At 72.7% G+C, this 21865-nt stretch carries 19 protein-coding genes and 2 pseudogenes; 13 read left to right on the top strand and 8 right to left on the bottom strand.

Annotated elements, in window-relative coordinates:
- Positions 1–39 precede the first annotated feature (39 nt).
- Both ACGFXC_RS00210 and ACGFXC_RS00205 read right to left on the bottom strand, forming a co-directional pair.
- Entirely contained in the window at positions 40–1728 is a 1689-nt protein-coding gene (locus ACGFXC_RS00210) for an AMP-binding protein (protein WP_393707985.1), read from the bottom strand.
- Positions 1729–1773: 45 nt separating this feature from the next.
- Positions 1774–2886: a winged helix DNA-binding domain-containing protein gene (locus tag ACGFXC_RS00205; protein WP_393707983.1), complete on the bottom strand. Its 1113-nt coding sequence runs from the start codon at positions 2884–2886 to the stop codon at positions 1774–1776.
- A gap of 140 nt (positions 2887–3026) precedes the next feature.
- Between ACGFXC_RS00205 and ACGFXC_RS00200 the strand changes: the two genes are divergently transcribed.
- A complete protein-coding gene (locus tag ACGFXC_RS00200; RefSeq protein WP_393707981.1) occupies positions 3027–4127 on the top strand; it encodes a magnesium and cobalt transport protein CorA in 1101 nt (366 codons plus the stop codon).
- 165 nt (positions 4128–4292) lie between these two features.
- Entirely contained in the window at positions 4293–4823 is a 531-nt protein-coding gene (locus ACGFXC_RS00195) for an SMI1/KNR4 family protein (protein ID WP_393707979.1), read from the top strand.
- 772 nt (positions 4824–5595) lie between these two features.
- Here ACGFXC_RS00195 and ACGFXC_RS00190 read toward each other — a convergent pair.
- The 6 genes and pseudogenes from ACGFXC_RS00190 to ACGFXC_RS00165 form a co-directional block, all read right to left on the bottom strand.
- Positions 5596–6150 carry a flavoprotein gene (locus ACGFXC_RS00190; RefSeq protein ID WP_393707977.1) on the bottom strand — a complete coding sequence of 185 codons (555 nt, stop codon included), beginning with the start codon at positions 6148–6150 and terminating at the stop codon, positions 5596–5598.
- Positions 6147–6266 (bottom strand): annotated as a pseudogene (locus tag ACGFXC_RS00185) (heavy metal transporter CzcB); the annotation flags it as partial. The pseudogene ACGFXC_RS00185 and the gene ACGFXC_RS00190, both read right to left, overlap by 4 nt.
- Before the next feature lie 162 nt (positions 6267–6428).
- Positions 6429–6539, bottom strand: a pseudogene (locus ACGFXC_RS00180) (hypothetical protein); the annotation flags it as partial.
- A 497-nt stretch (positions 6540–7036) separates the two neighbouring features.
- Positions 7037–8152: a phosphotransferase gene (locus tag ACGFXC_RS00175; protein ID WP_393707975.1), complete on the bottom strand. Its 1116-nt coding sequence runs from the start codon at positions 8150–8152 to the stop codon at positions 7037–7039.
- 54 nt (positions 8153–8206) lie between these two features.
- A complete protein-coding gene (locus tag ACGFXC_RS00170; RefSeq protein ID WP_393707973.1) occupies positions 8207–8593 on the bottom strand; it encodes a hypothetical protein in 387 nt (128 codons plus the stop codon).
- A gap of 9 nt (positions 8594–8602) precedes the next feature.
- Complete coding sequence (locus tag ACGFXC_RS00165; RefSeq protein WP_393707971.1) at positions 8603–9577, bottom strand: LysR substrate-binding domain-containing protein; 975 nt, start codon at positions 9575–9577, stop codon at positions 8603–8605.
- A gap of 234 nt (positions 9578–9811) precedes the next feature.
- On the opposite strand from ACGFXC_RS00165, the gene ACGFXC_RS00160 reads away from it, so the two are divergent.
- The 11 genes from ACGFXC_RS00160 to ACGFXC_RS00110 all read left to right on the top strand — a co-directional run bounded on the left by ACGFXC_RS00160 (position 9812) and on the right by ACGFXC_RS00110 (position 21810).
- A complete protein-coding gene (locus ACGFXC_RS00160) occupies positions 9812–11227 on the top strand; it encodes a 2-hydroxymuconic semialdehyde dehydrogenase (protein ID WP_393707969.1) in 1416 nt (471 codons plus the stop codon).
- Positions 11224–12093 carry a 2-keto-4-pentenoate hydratase gene (locus tag ACGFXC_RS00155; protein WP_393709549.1) on the top strand — a complete coding sequence of 290 codons (870 nt, stop codon included), beginning with the start codon at positions 11224–11226 and terminating at the stop codon, positions 12091–12093. The genes ACGFXC_RS00160 and ACGFXC_RS00155 overlap by 4 nt, the downstream gene beginning before the upstream one ends.
- Positions 12090–12995, top strand: a complete 906-nt coding sequence (locus tag ACGFXC_RS00150; RefSeq protein WP_393707967.1) for a 2-keto-4-pentenoate hydratase — start codon at positions 12090–12092, stop codon at positions 12993–12995. The genes ACGFXC_RS00155 and ACGFXC_RS00150 overlap by 4 nt, the downstream gene beginning before the upstream one ends.
- Complete coding sequence (locus ACGFXC_RS00145) at positions 12992–13477, top strand: RidA family protein (RefSeq protein ID WP_393707965.1); 486 nt, start codon at positions 12992–12994, stop codon at positions 13475–13477. The genes ACGFXC_RS00150 and ACGFXC_RS00145 overlap by 4 nt, the downstream gene beginning before the upstream one ends.
- Positions 13474–14043 carry a 3-hydroxyanthranilate 3,4-dioxygenase gene (locus ACGFXC_RS00140; RefSeq protein WP_393707963.1) on the top strand — a complete coding sequence of 190 codons (570 nt, stop codon included), beginning with the start codon at positions 13474–13476 and terminating at the stop codon, positions 14041–14043. The genes ACGFXC_RS00145 and ACGFXC_RS00140 overlap by 4 nt, the downstream gene beginning before the upstream one ends.
- On the top strand, positions 14040–15140 hold the full coding sequence (locus ACGFXC_RS00135) for an amidohydrolase family protein (RefSeq protein ID WP_393707961.1): 1101 nt from the start codon (positions 14040–14042) through the stop codon (positions 15138–15140). The genes ACGFXC_RS00140 and ACGFXC_RS00135 overlap by 4 nt, the downstream gene beginning before the upstream one ends.
- Positions 15137–16078: an acetaldehyde dehydrogenase (acetylating) gene (locus tag ACGFXC_RS00130; protein WP_393707959.1), complete on the top strand. Its 942-nt coding sequence runs from the start codon at positions 15137–15139 to the stop codon at positions 16076–16078. The genes ACGFXC_RS00135 and ACGFXC_RS00130 overlap by 4 nt, the downstream gene beginning before the upstream one ends.
- Positions 16075–17142, top strand: a complete 1068-nt coding sequence (gene dmpG, locus ACGFXC_RS00125; RefSeq protein WP_393707957.1) for a 4-hydroxy-2-oxovalerate aldolase — start codon at positions 16075–16077, stop codon at positions 17140–17142. Before ACGFXC_RS00130 ends, dmpG begins: the two co-directional genes overlap by 4 nt.
- Positions 17136–18371, top strand: coding sequence for a kynureninase (gene kynU / locus ACGFXC_RS00120; RefSeq protein WP_393707955.1), 1236 nt, complete (start codon positions 17136–17138; stop codon positions 18369–18371). Before dmpG ends, kynU begins: the two co-directional genes overlap by 7 nt.
- Before the next feature lie 159 nt (positions 18372–18530).
- The gene (locus ACGFXC_RS00115; protein ID WP_393707953.1) at positions 18531–20300 is read left to right on the top strand and encodes an LVIVD repeat-containing protein; all 1770 of its coding nucleotides are present in this window, start codon (positions 18531–18533) and stop codon (positions 20298–20300) included.
- Between the two features lie 58 nt (positions 20301–20358).
- Positions 20359–21810 carry an amino acid permease gene (locus ACGFXC_RS00110; RefSeq protein ID WP_393707951.1) on the top strand — a complete coding sequence of 484 codons (1452 nt, stop codon included), beginning with the start codon at positions 20359–20361 and terminating at the stop codon, positions 21808–21810.
- The last annotated feature ends 55 nt before the right edge of the window (positions 21811–21865 follow it).

Genomic DNA, 21865 nt, shown 5'->3' with positions numbered 1-21865 from the left:
CACGGCGCCGCTGCGGGGCGGCCGTGCCCGCGGGCGGGCCTACAGGTCGGCCTCGTCGTACTCCTCGGCCGATCCGGACGCGGTGAGCTCGCGCAGCTCCACCCGGCGGATCTTGCCGGACACGGTCTTGGGGAGCTCGGCGAATTCGATGCGGCGGATCCTCTTGTAAGGGGACAGCACCGCCCGGGAGTGCTCGAACAGCACCCGGGCGGTCTCCGCGTCCGGCTCCCAGCCCGCGGCGAGGGTCACGTACGCCTTCGGGACCGCGAGCCGCAGCGCGTCGGGCGCGGGCACGACGGCGGCCTCGGCGACGGCCTCGTGCTCCAGCAGGGCGCTCTCCAGCTCGAACGGGCTGATCTTGTAGTCGGAGGCCTTGAAGACGTCGTCGGCGCGGCCGACGTAGGTGAGGTAGCCGTCCGCGTCGCGGGAGGCGATGTCGCCGGTGCGGTAGAGCCCGCCCGCCATGGCCTCGGCGGTGCGTTCCGGGTCGTCGCGGTAGCCGGTCATCACTCCGGCGGGCGTTCCGGCGGGAACGGGGCGCAGGTCCACGCAGAGCTCGCCCTCGTCCGGGGACTCCACGCCGGTGACGGCGTCCAGCAGGACGATGCGGTAGCCGGGGGCGGGGCGGCCCATGGAGCCGGGCTTGACCGGGGCGCCGGGGAAGTTGCCGACCTGGAGGGTGGTCTCGGTCTGGCCGAAGCCGTCGCGGATGGTGATCCCCCAGGCCTGGCGCACCTTCTCGATCACCTCGGGGTTGAGGGGCTCGCCCGCGGCGACGGCCTCGCGCGGCGGGTTCTTGAGCTTGGTGAGGTCGGACTGGATCAGCATCCGCCAGACGGTGGGCGGGGCGCAGAAGGTGGTGACCGCCCCGCGGTCCATCTCCGCCATCAGCCGGTCGGCGTCGAAGCGGGTGTAGTTGTGGACGAAGACGGTCGCGCCGGCGTTCCAGGGGGCGAAGAGGTTGGACCAGGCGTGCTTGGCCCAGCCGGGCGAGGCGATGTTGAGGTGGACGTCGCCGGGGCGCAGTCCGAGCCAGTACATGGTGGAGAGGTGCCCGATCGGGTACGAGGCGTGGGTGTGCTCGACGAGCTTGGGGCGGTCGGTGGTGCCCGAGGTGAAGTAGAGCATCAGCGGGTCGGTGGCGAGGGTCTCGCCGTCCTGACTGAAATTTTCGTCAGCCTGGTACATGTCCTCCAGGCGGCGCCAGCCGGTGGGAACCTCGGCTCCGGCTGCGATGCGGGTGTAGGTGCCGGGCACTTCGTCGAACTTCGCCGTGTCCTCGGCGCGCGTGATCACGTGGCGTACGAGGCCGCGGTCGACGCGGTCGCGCAGATCCGCCGGACCGAGCAGCGGGGTGGCCGGGATGACGACGGCGCGCAGCTTCATCGCACCGAGCATGACCTCCCACAGCTCGCGCTGGTTGCCGAGCATGACCAGGATCCGGTCGCCCGCGGCGACGCCCTGGGCGCGCAGCCAGTTCGCGGCGGAAGCTGACCGTCCGCTCAGCTCTTCGAAGGTGACCCCGTGGCTGGTCCCGTCCTCCTCCACGATGCGCAGGGCGTCGGCGCCGTTGCCGGCCGCGATGCGGTCGAACCAGTCGAGGGCCCAGTTGAAGCGCTCGGGGCGGGGCCAGGTGAATCCGGCGTGGGCGGCTTCGTAGTCGCCGCGGTGGGAGAGCAGGAAGTCCCGCGCGGCCAGGAAGGCGTCGGTGGCGCTGTTCTGGGTCATGACAGGCATCGTGCCGCGCGGGACGGGGGCTCCACCAGGGCGGCGTCAGCCGTGGATTGACCCGAAGCGCACGGATCCGGTGCCGCCGGCCATCGCGGCGAGCAGCTCGCACCCCTCGGCCTCGATCTCCTCCTTCCGCGCACGGGTCTGCGTACCGAACAGCTCGACGGTCAGGCGCGGCCCTCCCGCCTCCTCGTCCGTGCGCCACAGTCCGGCCACGAAGCCGTCCACGAGGAGGGTGCGGTGGGCTTGGTTGCCGGTCCAGGTGCGGCCCTTGATCTCGGGGGTGATGACGCGGGAGCGGTCTGCGTGGGAGAGCAGCAGGTTGTCGAACTCGGGGAGGAAGCGGGGCGGGGCCGGGGTGTCGGGGTCGGGCCGGGGCGCGTCGGGGAGGTCGAACAGCTCGGCGCCGTTCTCGTCGCGGAACACCGTCAGGCGCGGGCGCAGCCGCTCGAAGGCCTCGCGCAGGCGGGTGAGCCCGGCCCAGGTCTGCATGTCCTTGACGGAGGCGGGCCCGAAGGCGCCGAGGTAGCGCAGCACGACGCCGTCGACGGGCTGGGCCGTCTGCCCGGCGCCCTCCTCCCCCAGCCACCGCTCGACGGTGGTGAGCCGGACCCGGCCGCTGCGCCCCCAGACCCCCCTCGGGGTGACCTGCACGAGCGGCAGCAGGCAGCGCGCGGCGACGGCCAGCGACTGGGGGTCGGCCGCGGGCCACTCCCGGAGCAGTTCCTCGCGGATCTCCCCCATGGTGCGCGGCTCGGCCTCGACGAAGACCCGGGACCTGCGCTTGAGCCGGTCCAGGTCGACTCCCGTCAGCCCCCTGCGGAAGGCGCCGACCTCGCGGTCGCGGGCGGGCTGCACGAGGGGCCGCAGGGTGAGGGCGTCGTGGGCGGTGTGCGTGTGGATGGTGGAGCGCATGGTGACCATGCGGACGACGTCCCGGGACTCCATGAGCCGGGCCAGCTCCTCCGGCCGGAACCCGGCGAGCCGGGCGTGCAGCTGGTAGTAGGGCGGCGTGACGTTCTGCGCCTGGAGCCCGAGCAGATGCCCGACGGCGTCCCGGGCGGACATCTCGGCGCGGCTGAGCAGCAGCTGGCGGGCGAGGGTGGCGCGGTTCAGCGCACGGGTGCCGAGCACGGGGTACGTCCTGGATGCCATACGGGAACGCTAGCCCTCTTTGCGGCCAGTTCCTGTCCTCATCTCCCCCGCCCGGCGAACCACGACCACCCCCGCCACCCCCTATATGCTGCGGATACAGAAACCCCCACAAACCCCCCATCCCCGGGAACGGAACCGCGATGCCGGAGCGCCCAGACCGCCGCCCCCCGCCCGCGAAGCGCGCGGGCGGCCGCCCGCCCGCGCCCCTGCCCCCGGACCACCGGAGCGTGATCGACTCCGCCGTCTACCGCGACGGCTCCCGGGTCGCCTCCCCGGCCACCCTCGCGGACACCTTCCGCCGGCTGCGCGAACAGCGGGGCGGCATGGCCTGGATCGGCCTGCACCGCCCCACTGAGGCCGAACTCCACTCCCTGGCAGCCGAGTTCAACCTCCACCCGCTCTCGATCGAAGACGCCCTGGAGGCCCACCAGCGCCCGAAGCTGGAACGCTACGGCGACACCCTCTTCGTGGTCCTGCGCGCGGCCCGCTACCTGGACGCCCCGGAGGAGGTCGAGTTCGGCGAACTCCACGTCTTCGTCGGCCCGGACTTCCTCATCACCGTCCGCCACGGCGCCGCCCCCGACCTCTCCGCCGTCCGCCGCCGCATGGAGGAGACCCCGGACCTCCTCTCCCTCGGCCCGGAAGCCGCCCTGTACGCCATCCTCGACGCGGTCGTGGACGGCTACGCCCCGGTCGTCTCGGGCGTCCAGAACGACATGGACGAGATCGAGACGGAGGTCTTCCGCGGCGACCCGGAAGTATCCCGCCGCATCTACGAACTCTCCCGCGAAATGGTCGAGTTCCAGCGTGCCACCCGCCCCCTGGTCGGCATGCTCCACGGCCTGATGGCGGGCTTCGCGAAGTACGGCACGGACGAGGAACTCCAGCGCTACCTCCGCGACGTCGCGGACCACGTCACCCACACCAGCGAACGCGTGGACGGCTTCCGCCAGGCCCTCACCGAAATCCTCACGGTCAACGCCACCCTGGTCTCCCAACAACAGAACGCCGAAATGCGCGCCCTGGCCGAAGCCGGCTTCGAACAGAACGAGGAGATCAAGAAGATCTCCTCCTGGGCAGCCATCCTCTTCGCCCCCACCCTGGTCGGCACCATCTACGGCATGAACTTCGAGACCATGCCGGAACTGAAATGGGCCGCCGGCTACCCCTTCGCCATCCTCCTGATGGCGGTGGTCTGCGTCAGCCTGTACGTCATCTTCAAGAAGCGCGACTGGCTGTAGCAAGACGTCAGCGCCATTGACCAACTGAGCTCTTGCGATGGGGAGAATCTGGGGAGAATCCACAGCTCACACGTGCGGGCCTCGCCCGACCGTCACGCACCGGCAGTCCTCCAACCATCAGGCCCGCAGCGCGTCGATGTCCGACCCCCTGACTAGCCTGTGCCCGTGACGCTCACCGATGACCGACAGTTCCCCACCGCGCTGGCCACTGCCATGGCCGTTCCATTCGACTACGCCGACGGCAAGGCCGGAGTCGACTTCGAACCCTTCCCGGCCTTCATGTCCGCCGCCGAAACCACCGACTGGTTCCAGGCATGGACCGGCAACAGCGAACTGGACGGCAATGCCTTCCGCGTGTTCGGACAGGACGGAACCGGCGGGTACGCGGCGATCTGGCTCATCCGCCCGAACCGCCCGCTGACCGAGCAGCCCGTCGTCTTCCTCGGCTCCGAAGGCGAGACCGGCGTCGTCGCCCGCGACCTCGGCGACTTCCTGTGGCTCCTGGCCGATGGCTACGGCCCCTGGGAAGCCGCCACCTCGTACGAACCCGACTGGAAGGCACACCCCAACCCGGAACTGGCAGCGATCGCCGAAGGATTCGCACCGCAACAGCGCCGGTCGGCGGCAGCCGTGATCGAGCTGGCAACCCGGGAGTTCCCAAACTTCGACGACACCATCATGAACCTCTGCCGCTGAGCCCGGCGCCGTCGTCGCGGACGTTCGGCCACGCCCCCAGGCCACCCCGCCGGGTTCGAACCCCGCGGTAGCCTCTGGCCATGAGCCATGGGGAAGGCGAGGAGGAGCCCTGGCGGCCCGCGAGATGCTGGCCGTCGGACGGAACGCGGAGGGGACCTTCGTCGCACTGGCCGCCCGCAGCAGCGACTGGGGGCCTCCGCCTTGGCCGTGTGTCGGGCCCTCGGAGTCCCCCGGACTGACGCCGAAGCCCGAATCCGCGAGGCTCGGCCCCTCTTCGAGGAGGTCGCGGTGGGCAAGGACGACCTCGTCGCCTCGGTTCTGGCCTTTGTGGACGTGTTCGTCGTGGACCGGGTACTGGACGCTCGCCATGAGCGGATCCGCGACCTGCTGGGAACCGCGGCCGGCGCCCGCGGGGGCTACCCCGGCAGCCTTCTCGCGTGCTTCCGTAGCGGAGAACTCACCAGATCTGAATGTACTTCGCGAAAACGCGGTTCCGGGACGGGCGGGGCTCGCCCCCCGATTTCTGGGCGGCCATAGTTGCGGCCGGGGAACTACTCGCGACCGAGGGCGGCCCCGACCAGGCGGAGGTGGTCGTAGTGAGGACGAGCGGGAAGCTCTGCTTCTCCCGTTCGGGCTCCGGGCCGCCCCAGGGGAGCTCGACGTCGTGAGGACTGACGGGCCTCGGGACGGCGCCCTGCTGCCCTGTGATCACAGGGCAGCAGCACTCCCCGTGTGAAAGTCCGCCAGGCTCTATCCACTGGCAGTCGCACGATCAGCGTTGGGCAGCGCCTGCCGCTACGAAGGGGGCCAGAAGGCCGACCGCTTCCTCCCAACGGAAACGGTCGGCACCGCCGCCGGACTTCGGGCGGTGCGGCTCGTAGCTGCCGACCAGAACCCCCATCTCCCGCAGCTCTGCAAGGCTTCGCTGGTAAGCGCCGTGCGCTGCAAGGGCGGTGTTCACGTAGGGCAGGGCGGCGGTGGGGATGCCCATGCCCGGCGCCTCGCAGAGGATGCCGAGGGCGAGGTTGTCCGCGAAGCCGGCCGCCCACTTGTTGACGGTGTTGAAGGTGGCCGGGGCGACGGCGATCGCGTCGGCGGGCGGGAAGGACCGCACGTCGCCGGGCGCGCGCCAGACGGAGCGGACGGGGTGACCGGTCCGGTCCTCGACCGCGGCGACGTCGAGGAAGGAGAGCCCCTGCGGGGTGGCGACGACGCCGACGTCCCAGCCCCGCCCGTGCGCGGCATCGATCAGCTTCCCGACGTCGCCCGCGATCCCGGCCGCGCAGGCGACGACGTACAGGAAGGGCTTGCGCTGCGGCTCGGTCACGCGGGCACTCCCAGTCGGCGGCTCAAGTGGTGGAGCTCTGGCAGCGTACGCCCACGGTCGCGGGAAGCCATGTCGGCAACCAGGTCCCGCACGGCCGGGCGCCGTACGTCCTGGGCTGTGCGGTGACGCTGGCGGCAAAATAGGTGCGGCGGCGCAGCGTTTCCTCTGTCTCCGGATCGTGGGGATCGGCTTCCGGGGAGGCTTCCGATGCAGGCGACGTCGCGCAGGACGCGGTTGTCGTCCGTTCCGCGTCCGCCCTCCAGTCGGCTGATCTTCGACTGGTGGTATCCCAGCTCGCGGGCCACGTCCGCTTGTGAGCGGCCCTGTAAATCCCGCGCCCGGCGGATCAATTCACCGATCCGGTGCGCCTCGCCCTGCCTGTCGACCATCTCCGCCACGGCCCCTTCTGTCGAGACCGATCTGCCCGTCCAACCAATGCTGGCCGCAACGAACTTGACCGCCATGCACAACGTGCATGAACCACACCCGTGCGGATTGGAGGCCGTAAGACTCGGCGCGGGCGGTAACGATGATGGAGGTGGGTCTCGACCACACCTTCGGCACCCTTAGCCGCAAGATGCCGGCGTCCAGCTTGCGTGCTACGGCTGGCATTCGTGGCGGCTTGCTCGGACTGGGCACCTATTCCCGTCCCGGTCTACGACCGCGCCTGGTAGGGCGCGTCGATCCGCGTCCGCTCTGTCGAGGCTCAAGACAGCTCTTGGCTGCAGAACAGTGACTCAGCTACGGCGCCCGAGCCGAGCGGCACTCGGAACACAAGCTCTGACCAGCAACGATCCGCCACTCAGTTCAGCTGCCGCGGGGGGAAACCTGGGAGCATGAGCTCCCCTGGGGAGCAGTTGGGGAGACTCGACCACGGCAACCGGTGTCACCGGGACGGATCACCGCGCCAACGACATGGATGCCTGGGTGCGGGCGATCGGGGCGGCGTCGCTGGTGCGGCCGTGACTGCCCGGGCCGTCGGCTGGTGGGCCGCGTAGGCGGCCTGGACCTCGTCGGGGTGCTCGGTCCACCAGTTCAGCAGTGCCTCGTCCGTCAGGAACATCTCGCCGAAGGCGGGGTCCTGGCGGTCGAGGTAGAACTCCAGCTGCCAGAAGTCGGTGAGCCGCTTCCACCACAGCCGCTGCACCGCGTCGGCGAGGTCGTCCTCGGAGAGATCGATCACGGACCGGTATCCGGAGCAGAACGCGGCGACACGGTCGAGGTCGAAGGCGCCACCGACTCCGAACTGCACCTGCGCGGTCCGCGCGACCTCCTCCCCGTACGGACGGATGCCGAGCCGGTCCCAGTCCAGTACCGCCACCACCCGGCCGTCCCGGCGCAGCAGGTTGCGGTACTGGAAATCGCCGTGCGTCCACCCGTACGGCCCGGCCGGCACGTCGCCGTCCGGCCGGGCGCCGGCGTACCGGGCGAGGAGGCCGCGGCGGCTGTGCAGGGCCTCGGCGGCGGCCGTGTCCGGATCGGCCGGGAGGCGACTCATGAGAGCAGCGGCGGCTCGGTCGGCCTCGGCCGCGTCGCGGACCTTCGCAGCCGGTCCCTGCTCCGGAACCGGGCCGGGACCGTGCCGGCGCAAGCCCTCGTGCAGGCGGCCGAGGAGCGCACCGAGATCGCGGACCTGGTCGAGCGGGAGGTCCGTCCCTTGTAGGTGCTCGCCGTCCACCCACGGCAGGACGCAGTAACCGTGACCACCGACCTCCGCCACGAGGTCGCCACCGGCATCGACCAGCGGCGCCGGCACCGGAATGCCCTCACGGGCCAGGTCCACGAGGACGGCGAGGTTCCTGCGAACCCTTGGCAGAGGAACGTCGGTGATCTCCTTGAGCGCATACACCCCCGTAGCCGTCACGAGCCGCCAGTTCCGGTTCATCAGGCCGTGGGCGAGGAACCGCTGATCGCGTACCTCGCCCAGCCCGAACGCGTCGGACAGAGCGGGCAGCGCGGCCGCCGGACCGTCTTGTCGAGCCGTATCCGTCACCCCGAGCACGGTACGCCGACGCCGGATCTCGCGCCCGGATTCGTCACCTGGGTGGCGCGTGGGCTATTCCGCGAGGTTCAGGCGGGCGATTTCCGTGGCGTACGCGGCGGTGCGGACCGTGGCGGTGCCCGATGCGAACAGGGCGGCGCCCCCGATGGCGAACGGGAGGGAGACCAGCAGGCCGGCGGTGATCGGGCCCCAGTCGCGCGCGCCGTCGCACCTGTCGCCCTCGCGGAGGTATCCGTCATGGAAGGCGCGGGACTCGCACTCGACGGTGCCGCCGCCGTGGCCTTCGACGCTGAAGGGGAACGCGAGGAGGTACCCCAGCCACAGCCAGATGAGCACGGCCACGGCCATCAGGCCACGGCCCCAGCCCTGTTCGCGCAGGCCCCGGACCCGGAACTCCCTGTCGTACACCTGGGCCGACGAGTTCATGGGGGTGACGTTCATACGGGGAATCTAGCGGACCCCCTCGTCGGGGTGGCCCGGGTCGGCGCCGGCGGTCAGGGTTTCTCGTAGCGACGCCGCTTCTTCGTCCAGGTGTTGGAGCAGGGCGCGCAGGGCGGGGGTGCGGGTGCGGTGGGCCGCCTCCGTGGTGCCCACCGTCCGGCCCACCGACGGGAGGTCCACCGGCAGCGCCGCCAGGCGCTCGTCGTCCCGCAGGACCAGTTCGGGCAGCAGCGCCACCATCTCCGTCCGCAGGAGCAGCGCCCGCATCGTCAGGATCGACGTGCACTCCACCCGGTCCACCGGGAGCGGCAGGCCCCGTTCCACGAAAAGTGCGCCCACCTCCTGCCGCAGTGCGGTCTGTTCCACCGGCAGGATCCACGGGTACTCCAGCGCGTCCGGCAGCGTGACCGGCCCCGCGTCCGGGCCCAGCAGGGGATGGCCCGCCCGGACCGCCAGCATGATCCGCTCGCGGTACAGCATCCGCTGGATCAGCGGTTCGCCCTCCTTCGGTGCGGGCCCCACCCGGCCCACGACCACGTCCAGCTCGCCGCCCAGCAGGGCCGGGCAGAGCACGTCGAGGGTGCCCTCGCGCACGATCACGGTCAGCCGCGGGCGTTCGCGCTTGAGGCGGGCGATCGCCCGGGGGAGCAGGACGTTGGCGCCGGCCAGGAGCGTCCCCACCGTCACGGTTCCGTCGTGGCCCTGGCGCAGGCCCTCCAGGTGCTCGCCGGCCCGGCGCACCTCGGTTATCACCGACCGGGCGTGTCCGGCCAGGGCCGCGCCGTAGACCGTGGGGCGCATGCCGCGCGGCTCGCGCACGAACAGCGGCAGGCCGGCGATGGCCTCCAGCTCGCGCAGCGTGCGGGTCGCGGCCGGCTGCGTCAGGTGCAGCGTCTCCGCCGCCCGCGCCACTCCCCCGTGCTGCACGATCGCCGCCAGGAGCGTCAGGTGCCGGAACTTCAGCCGGCCGTCCAGGAGATCCATCGGGTCCGCTCCTTCGGGAGTGTCGATCGGCCCGGAGCAGTCCGGTGGCCGGTGGCCGGTTACCCGCTGTCGTGGCGGCCGTGTTTCACCCTTGCATACCCGAATCGCTATGGGAATGACGTCAATTGGCATTGGTTCGGCATATCGATGTCAGCGCATGATGTCCGCACCATCCGGGGTTCCGCAACCGAACGCCCCGGCCTGATACGGGAGGTCTGCAAGGTGACTTCACCTGTGCGGCATTACGTGGGAGGCGCCTTCGATGCCTCCGGCGATCCGTTCCCGCTCGTCGACCCCGTCCACGGGCGCACCGTCGGCGAGGTGCCCTCGGCCCCCGCCGCACTGGTCGACCGCGCGGTGCGCGCCGCCCGGGAGGCGCTGCGCGGGCCCTGGGGGAGCTGGAGCCCCGCCGACCGGGCCCGGATGCTGCACCGCGTGGCCGACGGCATCGAACGCCGCTCGCGGGAGTTCGTCGCCGCCGAGTGCGCCGACACCGGCAAGCCCCGCGAGCTCGCGTCCACCGTCGACGTCCCGCGCGCCGTCGCCAACTTCCGTGCGTACGCCGACCTCCTCGCCGGCCGCGCCGAACGGTCCTGGCACACCGCGACCCGGGACGGGCGCGGCGCGCTCAACTACACCGTGCGCAAGCCGCTCGGCGTGGTCGCGGTGATCTCGCCCTGGAACCTGCCGCTGCTGCTGCTCACCTGGAAGGTCGCGCCCGCCCTGGCCGTGGGCAACACGGTCGTCGCCAAGCCCTCCGAACTCACACCGGGCACGGCCTGCCTGCTCGCCGAGGTGATGGCCGACTGCGGACTGCCCGCCGGGGTCTTCAACCTCGTCCACGGCCCGGGGCCCGGCGCCGCCGGGCAGTGGCTCACCGAGCACCCGGAGGTGGACGCGATCGCCTTCACCGGCGAGTCCGGCACCGGCAGCACCATCATGCGCGCCGCCGCGGCCCGGCTCGCCCCCGTCTCCTTCGAGCTCGGCGGGAAGAACGCCGGCCTGGTCTTCGCCGACGCGGACCTCGACCGGGCCGTCGCGGGCACCGTCCGCTCCGCCTTCACCCACAGCGGCCAGGTGTGTCTGTGCACCGAGCGGCTGTACGTCGAGCGCCCGGTCTTCGACGCGTTCGCCGGACGGCTCGCCGACGCGGCGCGCAGGCTCGACGGCTACGGGCCGATGATCTCCGCCGCCCACCGCGACAAGGTGCTCGGCCACCTCACCGGGGCGGCCGCCGACGGCAAGGTCCTGGCGGGCGGCGGTGTGCCGGTCTTCGGCGACGACCGCGACGGCGGCTTCTTCGTCGAGCCGACCGTGCTGAGCGGACTGCCCGAGGACCACCCGGCGGTACGGGAGGAGATCTTCGGGCCGGTCGTGCACCTGGCACCCTTCGACACGGAGGAGGAGGCGCTCGCCCTCGCCAACGCCGGGCCCTACGGCCTGGCCGCGACGGTGTGGACCGGCGACCTCGCCCGCGCACACCGGGTCGCTCCCGCCCTGGACGTGGGGATCGCCTGGGTGAACACCTGGAACCTGCGCGACCTGCGCACTCCCTTCGGCGGCGTGAAGGCCTCCGGGATCGGGCGCGAGGGCGGCGAGCACTCCCTCGACTTCTTCTCCGAGCCGATGAACGTGTGCGTGAAGCTGTGACCGGCCACCGGTCGGTCCCCGCCGACCACACCGCAGACCCCGCCGCAGACCCCGCCGGCCCCGTCGAGCGGGCCGCCGGACGGCTCGACCGGGCCCGCCGTACGGCCACGCCCTGCGCCCCCGTACGGGACGTCCTCGCGGCCGGCGACCTGGACGCGGCGTACGCCGTCCAGGCCCTGCTCACCGCACGCCGGCTCGCCGAGGGCCGCCGCGTCACCGGCTGGAAGGTCGGACTGACGTCGGCCGCCGTGCAGGCCCAGCTCGGGGTGGACACCCCCGACTTCGGCGTGCTGCTCGACGACACCGCCGTACCCGACGGCGCCGACCTGCCCTGGGGCGCCGTGCTCCAGCCCAAGGCGGAAGCCGAGGTGGCCCTCGTCCTCGAACGCGACCTGGACCACGAGCGGCACACCGTCGCCGACGTCATCCGGGCCACCGCGTTCGCCCTGCCCGCCATCGAGATCGTCGGCAGCCGCGTCCGCGACTGGGACATCACCGCCGTCGACACCATCGCCGACAACGCCTCCAGCGGCGCGTACGTCCTCGGCACCCGGCCGGTCCGGCTCCGCGACCTCGACCTGCGCACCGCGGGCATGGTCCTGGAGCGGCGCGGCGAGCCCGTCTCCACCGGTGCGGGGGCCGCGTGCCTCGGGCATCCGCTGCACGCGGCGCTCTGGCTCGCCGACACCCTCGTACGCCTGGGGCGCCCGCTGCGGGCGGGGGACACCGTCCTGACCGGCGCGCTGGGTCCCATGACGGCCGTCGCCCCCGGGGACGTCCTCGAAGCGCGGATCGAGGGCCTCGGCTCCGTCCGCGCGGCCTTCGGGAGCGACGTGTCCGGCCGACCGGAAGGGGAGGCCCGATGAGCCGCGCCCACAGCCACGGTCCCTCCGTCCCCCTCGTCGTCCCCACACCCGTCGACGTCACCGCCCTCGCCGAGCGGCTCGACGGCGCCGCCCGCGAGGCCCGTACCCTCCCCGGCGGGGCCACCGGGCTGACCACCACCGCCGACGCGTACGCCGTCCAGGAGGCCCTGGTGGCCCGGATGACGGCGCGCGGCGAGCGGGTCACCGGCTTCAAGCTCGGCTTCACCAGCCTCGCCAAGATGCGGCAGATGGGGGTGTCCGACCTGATCCACGGCCGGATCACCGACCGGATGCGGATCGAGGACGGCGGCCGCCGCGACATCGGCGGGCTGATCCATCCGCGGGTCGAACCGGAGGTCGCCTTCCTGCTCGGCGACTCCCTGCGGCCCGGCGGCGACCCGGCGGCCGCGGTCGCCGCGGTGGCGCCCGCGCTGGAGGTCATCGACTCCCGGTACGACGGCTTCGTCTTCTCGCTGCCCGAGGTCATCGCCGACAACACCTCCGCCGCCGGGTACGCGGTGGGGCCGTGGACCACCGCCGACGACCTGACCGCTCCCGGCGGCCTCGCCAACCTCGGCGTGCTCCTGGAGATCGACGGGCGTGCGGTGCAGACCGGGTCGACCGCGGCGATCCTGGGACATCCGCTGCGGGTCCTGGCCGCCGCGGCGCGGCTCGCGGGGACCCTGCCCGCCGGGACCGTGATCCTCGCCGGTGCGGCCACCGCCGCCGTCCCGCTGTCGCCCGGCAGCCACGTACGGGCCACGGTCGCCACCCTCGGCAGCGTCCAGTTCAGCACGACGGTCCGCACGGACCGCACCGACCGCAGCGACCCCAGCCGCACCGACCGCGGCCACCCGGACGGCGCCCGCGCCACCGGGGCGGCCCGCAGGGAGTCCACGTGATCGTCCCCGGAGCCGCGCAGCCCCGCGGCCGCTTCCCCCACCTGCGCCGCGCCGGCGACCTCGTCTACGTCTCCGGCACCAGCGCGCGCCGCCCCGACGGCACCTTCGCCGGTGCCGCCGCCGACCCGATGGGCGTCACCGACCTCGACGTCCGCGCCCAGACGCGGGCCGTCATCGAGAACATCGCCGGCCTGCTGGGCGCGGCCGGCGGCAGCCTGGCCGACCTGGTCTGCGTCACCGCCTACCTCGTGAGCATGAACGACTTCGGCGGCTACAACGAGGTCTACGGGGAGTACTTCGACGAGGGCGGACCGGCCCGCACCACCGTCGCCGTGCACCAGCTCCCGCACCCCCACCTGCTGATCGAGATCAGCGCCGTCGCCCACCTCCCGCGGGGCGCGGGGCACCGGCCGCCGCCGGGCCCGCAGCACGCACCGGAGCCGGACCAGGATCAGGATCAGGATCAGGAGCAGCCCGCATGACCATGACCCCGTTCAACCTGCACGCCTGGATCGAGGAGCACCGCCACCTGCTGCGTCCGCCGGTCGGCAACGTCCAGATCTGGCAGGACCGCGACCTGATGGTGACCGTCGTCGGCGGACCCAACCAGCGGACCGACTTCCACGACGACCCGATCGAGGAGTTCTTCTACCAGTTGGAGGGCGACATGGTGCTGCGCGTCATGGACGAGGAGGGCAGTCCGCCGCGCGACATCCACATCCGCGAGGGGGACGTCTTCCTCCTGCCCGCGCACGTACGGCACTCGCCGCAGCGCCCGCAGGAGGGCAGCATCGGGCTGGTCGTCGAGTTCGCCCGCCCGCGGGGCAGCCGCGACGCCTTCGAGTGGTACTGCACGGACTGCCACCGCCTCGTGCACCGCAGCGAACTCCAGCTGACCTCCATCGTCGACGACCTCCCGCCCGTCTTCGAGGCCTTCTACGGCGACGTGGCCGCCCGCACCTGCGGGAACTGCGGTGCGGTGCACCCCGGCCGGGAATGGCCGCGGGCACTGCGCCCGAGGACCCGGCGGGACGGGGCGGACGCATGACCGTCGTCGACATCCACGCCCACGTCTTCCCGGAGATCGGCCGCGCCGAGTCGCGCGGCCTCACCGGGTCCGACGAGGGACCCTGGCTGCGCACCTCGGACGGCCCGGACGCCGGGATGATGATGGCGGGCGCCCACGAGTACCGGCCGGTGCGGCGCACCCTGTGGGACCCGGCCGCGCGCGTCGCCGACCTCGACCGCCTCGGGGTCGACGTGCAGGTGCTCTCCAGCACCCCGCTGATGTTCGGATACGCGCTGCCCGCGGACCGCGCCACCGACTGGTGCCGGACCGTCAACGACCGGATCCAGGAATACAGTTCGTACGCTCCCGACCGACTGGCGCCGCTGTGCCAGGTGCCGCTTCAGGACACCGGGGCGGCCTGCGCCGTGCTGTCCGAGGCGATGGGCCGGGGCTTCCGCGGCGTCCACATCGGCAACCACCTCGGTGACCGGGACCTGGACCACGGCGCCCTGCTGGAGTTCCTCGCCCACTGCGCCGACGAGGGCGCCGCCGTCCTGGTCCATCCCTGGGACCTGCCCACGGGGCCGCGGTTCTCCCGTTACATGCTCGCGTGGCTCGCCGGAATGGCGGGCGAGACCCACCTGACGATCCTGACGCTGATCCTGTCCGGTGCCTTCGAGCGGCTGCCCGCCTCCCTGCGGCTGCTGTTCGCGCACGGCGGCGGCAGCTTCCCCTACCTGCTCGGCCGCGCCGACAACGCCTGGCACCGCCGGGACCTGGTCCGCGCCGACAGCCCCCGGCCGCCGTCCGCCTACACCGACCGGTTCTCCGTCGACTCCGCCGTCTTCGACCCGGGCGCGCTGCGGCTGCTGGTGGACGTCATGGGGGCCGAGCGGGTGCTGCTCGGCTCCGACCACCCCTTCCCGCTGGGCGAGGAGGAGATCGGCCGGCTGGTGCGCGAGAGCGGGCTGACCGAGGACGAGGAGCGGGCCCTGCTGGGCGGCAACGCCGTCCGCTTCTTCGGCCTGGAGGACCTGGTGGCCCGCCGGACCGATGCCCGGACCGATGCCCGTACAGACCCCCGTACGGGCCCCCGTACCGAAGCCCGCGACGAAGCGAAGGAGGCCGTGCGATGAAGGCCGCCGTCATCGGTTCCGGCAACATCGGCACCGATCTGCTCATCAAGCTGATCCGCGGCCGCGGCGTGGTCACCGCTGCGGCGATGATCGGCATCGACCCCGGCTCCGAGGGGCTCGCCCGGGCCCGCCGCCTGTCCGTCCCCACCAGCGCCGACGGTGTCGAGGGCCTCATCGCGCTGGACGGCTTCGAGGACGTCGGCCTGGTCTTCGACGCCACCTCCGCCGCCGCCCACCGCGCCAACGCCGCCGCCCTCGCCCCGTACGGCAAGACCCTCATCGACCTGACCCCGGCCGCCATCGGCCCGTACGTCGTCCCGCCGGTCAACCTCGACGCCTGCCTCGACGCACACGGCGCCGCGGGCACCGGAGCCATCGGCAACGTCAACATGGTCACCTGCGGCGGACAGGCCACCATCCCCGTCGTGGCCGCCGTCTCCCGCGTCACCCCGGTCCATTACGCCGAGATCGTCGCCTCCATCGCCTCCCGCTCTGCGGGCCCCGGCACCCGCGCCAACATCGACGAGTTCACCGCGACCACCGCACGCGCCCTCGAACAGGTCGGCGGGGCGTCCCGGGGCAAGGCCATCATCGTCCTCAACCCGGCCGAACCCCCGCTCCTCATGCGCGACACCGTGCACTGCGTCGTCGACGACTGCGACACCGCCCAAGTCGCCGACGCCGTCCACGAGATGGCCGCGTCCGTCGCCGCCTACGTCCCCGGCTACCGGCTCAAGCAGCGGCCCCAGTTCCGCACCCTGGCAGCCGACGACCCCCTGGTCGCGCTCGCGGGCGGCGGCCGCCTGCTCGTCTCGGTCTACCTGGAGGTGGAGGGCGCCGCACACTACCTGCCCGCCTACGCCGGGAACCTCGACATCATGACCTCCGCCGCGCTGCGCACCGCCGAGCGCCTGGCCGAACGGAGCACGCTCCGATGACCCGCGTCTACGTCCAGGACGTCACCCTGCGCGACGGCATGCACGCCGTCTCGCACCGCTACACCGTCGCCCAGGTCCGCGCCATCGCCGCCGCACTCGACTCCGCCGGCGTCGACGCCGTCGAAGTGGCCCACGGGGACGGTCTGTCCGGCTCCTCCGTCACCTACGGACCCGGCGCCCACACCGACTGGGAGTGGCTGGAGGCGGCCGCGGACGTCCTGCGCCGGGCCCGCCTCACCACACTGCTGCTGCCCGGCGTCGGCACCGCCGAAGACCTGCGCCGCGCCCACTCGCTCGGCGTCACCTCCGTGCGCGTGGCCACGCACTGCACCGAGGCCGACATCTCGGCGCAGCACATCGGCCTCGCCCGGGACCTGGGCATGGACGTCGCCGGGTTCCTGATGATGTCCCACCTCGCCGAACCCGGCGAACTCGCCCGACAGGCCCGGCTGATGGAGTCGTACGGCGCCCACTGCGTGTACGTCACGGACTCCGGCGGCCGCCTCACCATGGACGGCGTGCGCGACCGGGTCCGCGCCTACCGCGACGTCCTCGATCCCGGCACCGAGATCGGCATCCACGCCCACCACAACCTCGGCCTCGGCGTCGCCAACAGCGTCGTCGCCGTCGAAGCCGGCGCCCACCGCGTCGACGCCTCGCTCGCCGGCCAGGGCGCGGGCGCCGGGAACGCGCCGCTGGAGCCCCTCATCGCCGTCTTCGACCTGACGGGCCGGGAGCACGGCTGCGCCCTCTTCCCGCTCATGGACGCCGCCGAGAACCTCGTGCGCCCCACTCAGGACCGGCCCGTGCGCGTCGACCGCGAGACGCTGACGCTCGGATACGCCGGCGTCTACTCCAGCTTCCTGCGGCACGCCGAGGCCACCGCCGCCCGCCACGGGCTCGACACCCGCGACCTGCTCGTCGAGGCGGGGCGCCGCCGGCTCGTCGGCGGCCAGGAGGACCTGCTGACCGACATCGCGCTCGACCTCCGGCGGGAACACGGCACCGCCGGCCCCGCCGGGAGCACCGCTCCTTCCCGTACCGAGGAGGTACCCGCATGCTGAACCAGCGCGCCGCCGATCTGGACTCGGCCGACCCGCTCGCGCACGTACGCGACCGCTTCACCCTCCCCAAGGGCGTCGTCTACCTCGACGGCAACTCCCTGGGCGCCCTGCCCACCGCCGTCCCCGCCGCGGTCGAGGACGCACTGCACCGCCAGTGGGGCACCGACCTGATCCGCTCCTGGAACGCCAACGGCTGGTGGGAGGCCCCCCTGCGCACCGGCGATGCCATCGGCCGGCTGATCGGTGCCGCCCCCGGCCAGGTCGTCGTCGGGGACTCCACGAGCGTCCAGCTCTTCAACACCCTGCTCGCCGCCGCCCGTCTGCGGCCCGGCCGCCGCCTGCTGCTCACGGACCCCGACCACTTCCCCACCGACCAGTACGTCGCCGACTCCGTCGGCCGGCTGCTCGGCCTCGACGTCCGCCGCGTGCCCGCCCGGGAAGCCGCCGCCGTGCTGGCCGCCGAGGGAGCGCAGGTCGCCGTCGCCGCGTACGCGCCCGTCGACTACCGCACCGGCGAGCTGCACGACATGGCGGCCCTCACCGCCGCCGCCCACGCGGCCGGCGCCCTGGTCCACTGGGACCTGTGCCACGCCGCCGGCGCGCTGCCCGTCGCACTCGACGCCATCGAGGCGGACTTCGCGGTCGGCTGTAGCTACAAGTACCTCTCCGGCGGTCCCGGCGCCCCCGCGTTCGCCTACCTCGCCCACCGCCACCAGCGGGACTTCGACCATCCCGTCACGGGCTGGCACGGCCACGCGGAGCCGTTCGCGATGTCCGGCACCTACACCCCGGCGCCCGGCATCACCCGGGCCCGCATCGGCACCCCGCCGCTGCTCTCGCTGATCGCCCTCGAAGCGGCGCTCACCGCCTACGACGGCGTCGACATGAACGCGGTGCGCACCAAGGGCCTCTCCCTGACGGGCTTCTTCCAGGAATGCGCCGACGTCCTCCTCGACGGCCTCGGCTTCGGCCTGGCCACCCCGCGCGACCCGGCACGCCGCGGCAGCCAGGTCGCGCTGCGCCACCCGGAGGCGTACCCGCTGGTCGCGGCCCTCACCGCACGCGGGGTCATCGGCGACATGCGCGCCCCCGACCTCCTGCGCTTCGGTTTCAACGCGCTCTACCTCACCCACGCGGACGTGCTGCACGCCGTGGAGGCGCTGCGGGACGTCGTGACGACGCGGGCGCACCGGGCCCCGGAGTTCCAGCAGCGCCCCACCGTCACCTGACGCCCACCCACGCGGCCCGCCCCCACCCAGCCCCCGCCCGACGCGATCCCCGCGCCGGCCTCCGGACCGGCACCCCGGCGCCCGGCCACCCGCCGCGTCCCGCACCACGAGCCGCCCCCCTCTCCCCCTCCCCCACTGCCGAGAACCCCGAGGACTCAGATGAGATCCCTGCGCACCAAGGCATCCCTGGCCGTGGCCTTCGCCGGCGTCGCGGCCCTGCTCGTGCCCGGCCCCACCGGCGCGGCCCCCGCCGCCTCGGCCGCCGCGGCCACGGACCCGGACATCCCCGACGTCTGCGAGGACCGCCGCCCGGCCCCCGCGGACCCCGGCGCGTACGGCATGCAGCTCGACGGGAGCTTCCGCCACCCCGCGCTCACCCCGGTGGACGAGGAGCACGAACACTCCTTCCCCGGCCGGGCCGAGAAGTACGACACCCGCTCGTACATCAAGAACATGAAGGTCGAAGCGGCCTACGAGGGGGCCGACTTCACCCCCGACTACTTCCACACCTGGCAGAACGTCGTCGACTTCGACGGCCGCCGCTACCTCTTCCAGTACGACCGCTCCGAGGGCCGCGTCTACGACATCACCGACGTGAAGAAGGTGAAGGTCGTCGAGAAGATGTCGCGCGGCGACGTGGACGGGGACGAGACCAAGGCCAACGGCTCCTGGGCCGCCAACGACTACTGGGGCGCCTCCACCATCCAGTGGAACAAGAAGCTCGGCGCCTACGTCATGGTGCAGAGCTTCGAGGACAAGCGGCAGATCTCCGAGCTCACCGACGAGCCCGGGCACGACAAGTACGGCGACCCCGACGGCGTCCGCAAGCTCCGCGAGAAGCCGGGCCTCAAGGGCTTCAAGGTCTTCCGGCTCGACGGACCTCGCAAGAAGGACTGGAAGCTGCTGGCCACGGTCTCCACCGACTCCACGCAGAAGGACCCGCTGAAGTCCGACCCGAACACCGCGCAGCAGGGCTCCGGTTCGCTGGACGTGCCGTACTGGACCGGCGACAAGTACATGTTCATCGCCACCGCCCCGAACGACACCTACTCCGGCACCGAGTACCCGACCAACCTGCACTCGGCCGGCTACCAGTCCTGGGACATGTCCGACCCCGCCCGTCCGAAGCTGCTCGACACCTGGCACCTGCCCGGCCAGCGCACCGGCGAGGACGCGGCCTACCGCGCCAATCCGCGCTGCGGCAACCGCACCAGCTGGATGGGCGCGCGGATGCCGCTCTTCATCCCCAAGCCGGTCGAGCAGGGCGGACGGTACGCCTTCGCGGCCATGGGCGGTTACGGCCTCACGGTCCTCGACATCTCCGACCCGGCGCACATGAAGGCCGTCGGCCACCTCGATCTGCCGCCGTCGGTCTCCGGCACGGAGGGCGACAACATCGACGTCTCCCAGTACGAGAGGACCGGGCTCGTCTACTACTCGGGCTACCCGCTCACCGAGGACTGCTACGAGCCGTACAAGGACGTCTACCAGATCGACGCCAAGGACCCGGCGCACCCGCGTGTCGTCGGCACCCTGCCCCGGCCCGCCCCGCCCAAGTCGGCCGCGTTCCAGGACTTCTGCCAGCGCCGCGGCAGCTTCGGCCCCAAGCGCACCGGCTACTACACCAACCCCGGCAAGCACGACGCCGGCGTGCTCGGCTACGGCTTCTACAACGCGGGCGTGCAGTTCTTCGACGTGAAGGACCCCGCCGCCCCCGAGATCGAGGCCTACTTCGTCCCCAAGGCGTACGGCCCCGGGACCCCGGACTACGCGTACGGCAACCAGACCCACGGGGTGTACGTGGAGTGGGACCGCAACATCGCGTGGGTGCTGACCAACCACGGCATCTACGCGCTGTCCTCGCAGCAGGTGCTGGGCAAGCCGCGCCTGACCGCCCCCGACCGGCCCTTCCGCTCCAGCGAGTTCTGAGCGCCACCCCCTCCCCCGCACTCCGCCCGCTTCCCCCTCCCGGAAGGACGTCCCCACCATGGCTGCTCCGGAAAGACCCGCTCCCGCCGGCACCACCGCATCCCCGCCTCCGCACGGGGCCGGGGCCGGTGATCCGGCACCGGGCGGGGGGCTGGTCAGGTCGCTCACCCACCGCCAGACCACCATGATCGGGCTGGGCTCGGCGCTCGGTACCGGGCTCTTCCTCGGCTCCGGCTCCGCGATGGGCGCCGCCGGACCGGCCGCCATCGTCTCGTACGCGATCGGGGCCCTGCTCGTCGCCGTCATCGCGGTGCTGCTCGGCGAGATGTCCGCGGCCCATCCGGTCCAGGGCTCCTTCGGCGTCATCGCGCACCGCTACCTCGGCCCCTGGGCCGGGTTCCTCACCCGCTGGACGTACTGGTTCAGCGCGGTCGTCGTCATCGGCACCGAGGTGGTCGCCTCCGCGCTGTACATACGCTGGTGGTGGCCGGGCGTACCGATGACGGCCGCCATCCTCGCCGTCGCGGCGGTGGTCCTCGCGGTGAACGTCATCAACGTGAAGTCGTTCGGCACCACCGAGTTCTGGCTCTCCACCATCAAGGTGACCGCCCTGTGCGCGTTCATCCTGTGCGCCGCGTTCCTCGTCTTCTTCGGCCTGCCGGACGTCGGAGGAAGCGGCTTCGCGCACCTCACCGACGACGGCGGGTTCGTGCCGCACGGAGCGAAGTCGATCTGGATCGCCATGTCGGTGGTGATGTTCGCCTACGCCGGCTTCGAGGTCGTCGCCATCGCCTCCGCCGAAGCGGCCGACCCCCAGCGCACCATCCGGACCGCGATGCGGCAACTCGCCTGGCGGCTGAGCGTGTTCTACGTCCTGTCCATCACCCTGGTCATGGCCCTGATCCCGTGGCGGCGCCTCGCAGCGGGCGACGGCAGCGTGGAGTCGAGCCCGTTCGTGCGGGTCTTCTCGGACGTCGGCGTGCCCGCCGCGGCCACCCTGACCAACCTCGTGGTGCTCATCGCGGCGGTCTCCGCCGCCAACGCCCACCTGTACGGAGCCTCCCGGCTGCTGCACTCCCTCGCCGACGACGGCCTCGCCCCGGCCCCGCTGGCCCGCCTGACCAGCCGCGGCGTGCCGGCCGCGGCCCTGGCCGCCTCCACGCTGGGCATCGCGGTCGCCGCGCTCCTCGCCTTCTACGACGTGGGCGGCATCTTCGGCATCCTGATGTCCATCGCCCTGTTCGCCGTCCTGCTGGTCTGGCTGCTGATCCTCGCCTCGTACGTGGCCTTCCGCCGCCACCGGGACGCGCACCCGGCCGAGTTCACCGGCTTCAGCGTCCCCGGCGGCCCGCAGCTCGCGGTGGTGGCCGCCCTCGGGGTCCTCGGCGTCGCCGCGACCGCGATCGAGGTGCCGGACATGCGGCAGGCCGCGGGGGTCGGCCTCGCCTTCACCGCCGTGCTCCTGGCCGCGTACGCCCTCATCGCGGTCCGCCGCCGCGAACGGTCCTGACCACCTCACGGGGTGGCCGGCGGCGGTGCGGGGCGGGGGCCCGGCAGGTGACTGC

The organism is Streptomyces sp. NPDC048507 (assembly GCF_043199995.1).
In the GTDB taxonomy this organism is placed as follows: Bacteria; Actinomycetota; Actinomycetes; order Streptomycetales; family Streptomycetaceae; genus Streptomyces.
The sequence above is the reverse complement of the archived record's forward strand: the minus strand, read 5'-3'. Positions and strand labels throughout refer to the sequence as shown.

Bases quoted from the DNA above. Each gene is read 5' to 3' on its own strand.
- ACGFXC_RS00115 (WP_393707953.1), top strand. From the start codon at position 18,531: ATGAGATCCCTGCGCACCAAGGCATCCCTGGCCGTGGCCTTCGCCGGC.
- ACGFXC_RS00170 (WP_393707973.1), bottom strand. From the start codon at position 8,593: ATGAACGTCACCCCCATGAACTCGTCGGCCCAGGTGTACGACAGGGAG.
- ACGFXC_RS00200 (WP_393707981.1), top strand. From the start codon at position 3,027: ATGCCGGAGCGCCCAGACCGCCGCCCCCCGCCCGCGAAGCGCGCGGGC.
- ACGFXC_RS00150 (WP_393707967.1), top strand. From the start codon at position 12,090: ATGAGCCGCGCCCACAGCCACGGTCCCTCCGTCCCCCTCGTCGTCCCC.
- dmpG (WP_393707957.1), top strand. From the start codon at position 16,075: ATGACCCGCGTCTACGTCCAGGACGTCACCCTGCGCGACGGCATGCAC.
- ACGFXC_RS00205 (WP_393707983.1), bottom strand. From the start codon at position 2,886: ATGGCATCCAGGACGTACCCCGTGCTCGGCACCCGTGCGCTGAACCGC.
- kynU (WP_393707955.1), top strand. From the start codon at position 17,136: ATGCTGAACCAGCGCGCCGCCGATCTGGACTCGGCCGACCCGCTCGCG.
- ACGFXC_RS00110 (WP_393707951.1), top strand. From the start codon at position 20,359: ATGGCTGCTCCGGAAAGACCCGCTCCCGCCGGCACCACCGCATCCCCG.
- ACGFXC_RS00135 (WP_393707961.1), top strand. From the start codon at position 14,040: ATGACCGTCGTCGACATCCACGCCCACGTCTTCCCGGAGATCGGCCGC.
- ACGFXC_RS00165 (WP_393707971.1), bottom strand. From the start codon at position 9,577: ATGGATCTCCTGGACGGCCGGCTGAAGTTCCGGCACCTGACGCTCCTG.
- ACGFXC_RS00130 (WP_393707959.1), top strand. From the start codon at position 15,137: ATGAAGGCCGCCGTCATCGGTTCCGGCAACATCGGCACCGATCTGCTC.
- ACGFXC_RS00140 (WP_393707963.1), top strand. From the start codon at position 13,474: ATGACCATGACCCCGTTCAACCTGCACGCCTGGATCGAGGAGCACCGC.
- ACGFXC_RS00210 (WP_393707985.1), bottom strand. From the start codon at position 1,728: ATGACCCAGAACAGCGCCACCGACGCCTTCCTGGCCGCGCGGGACTTC.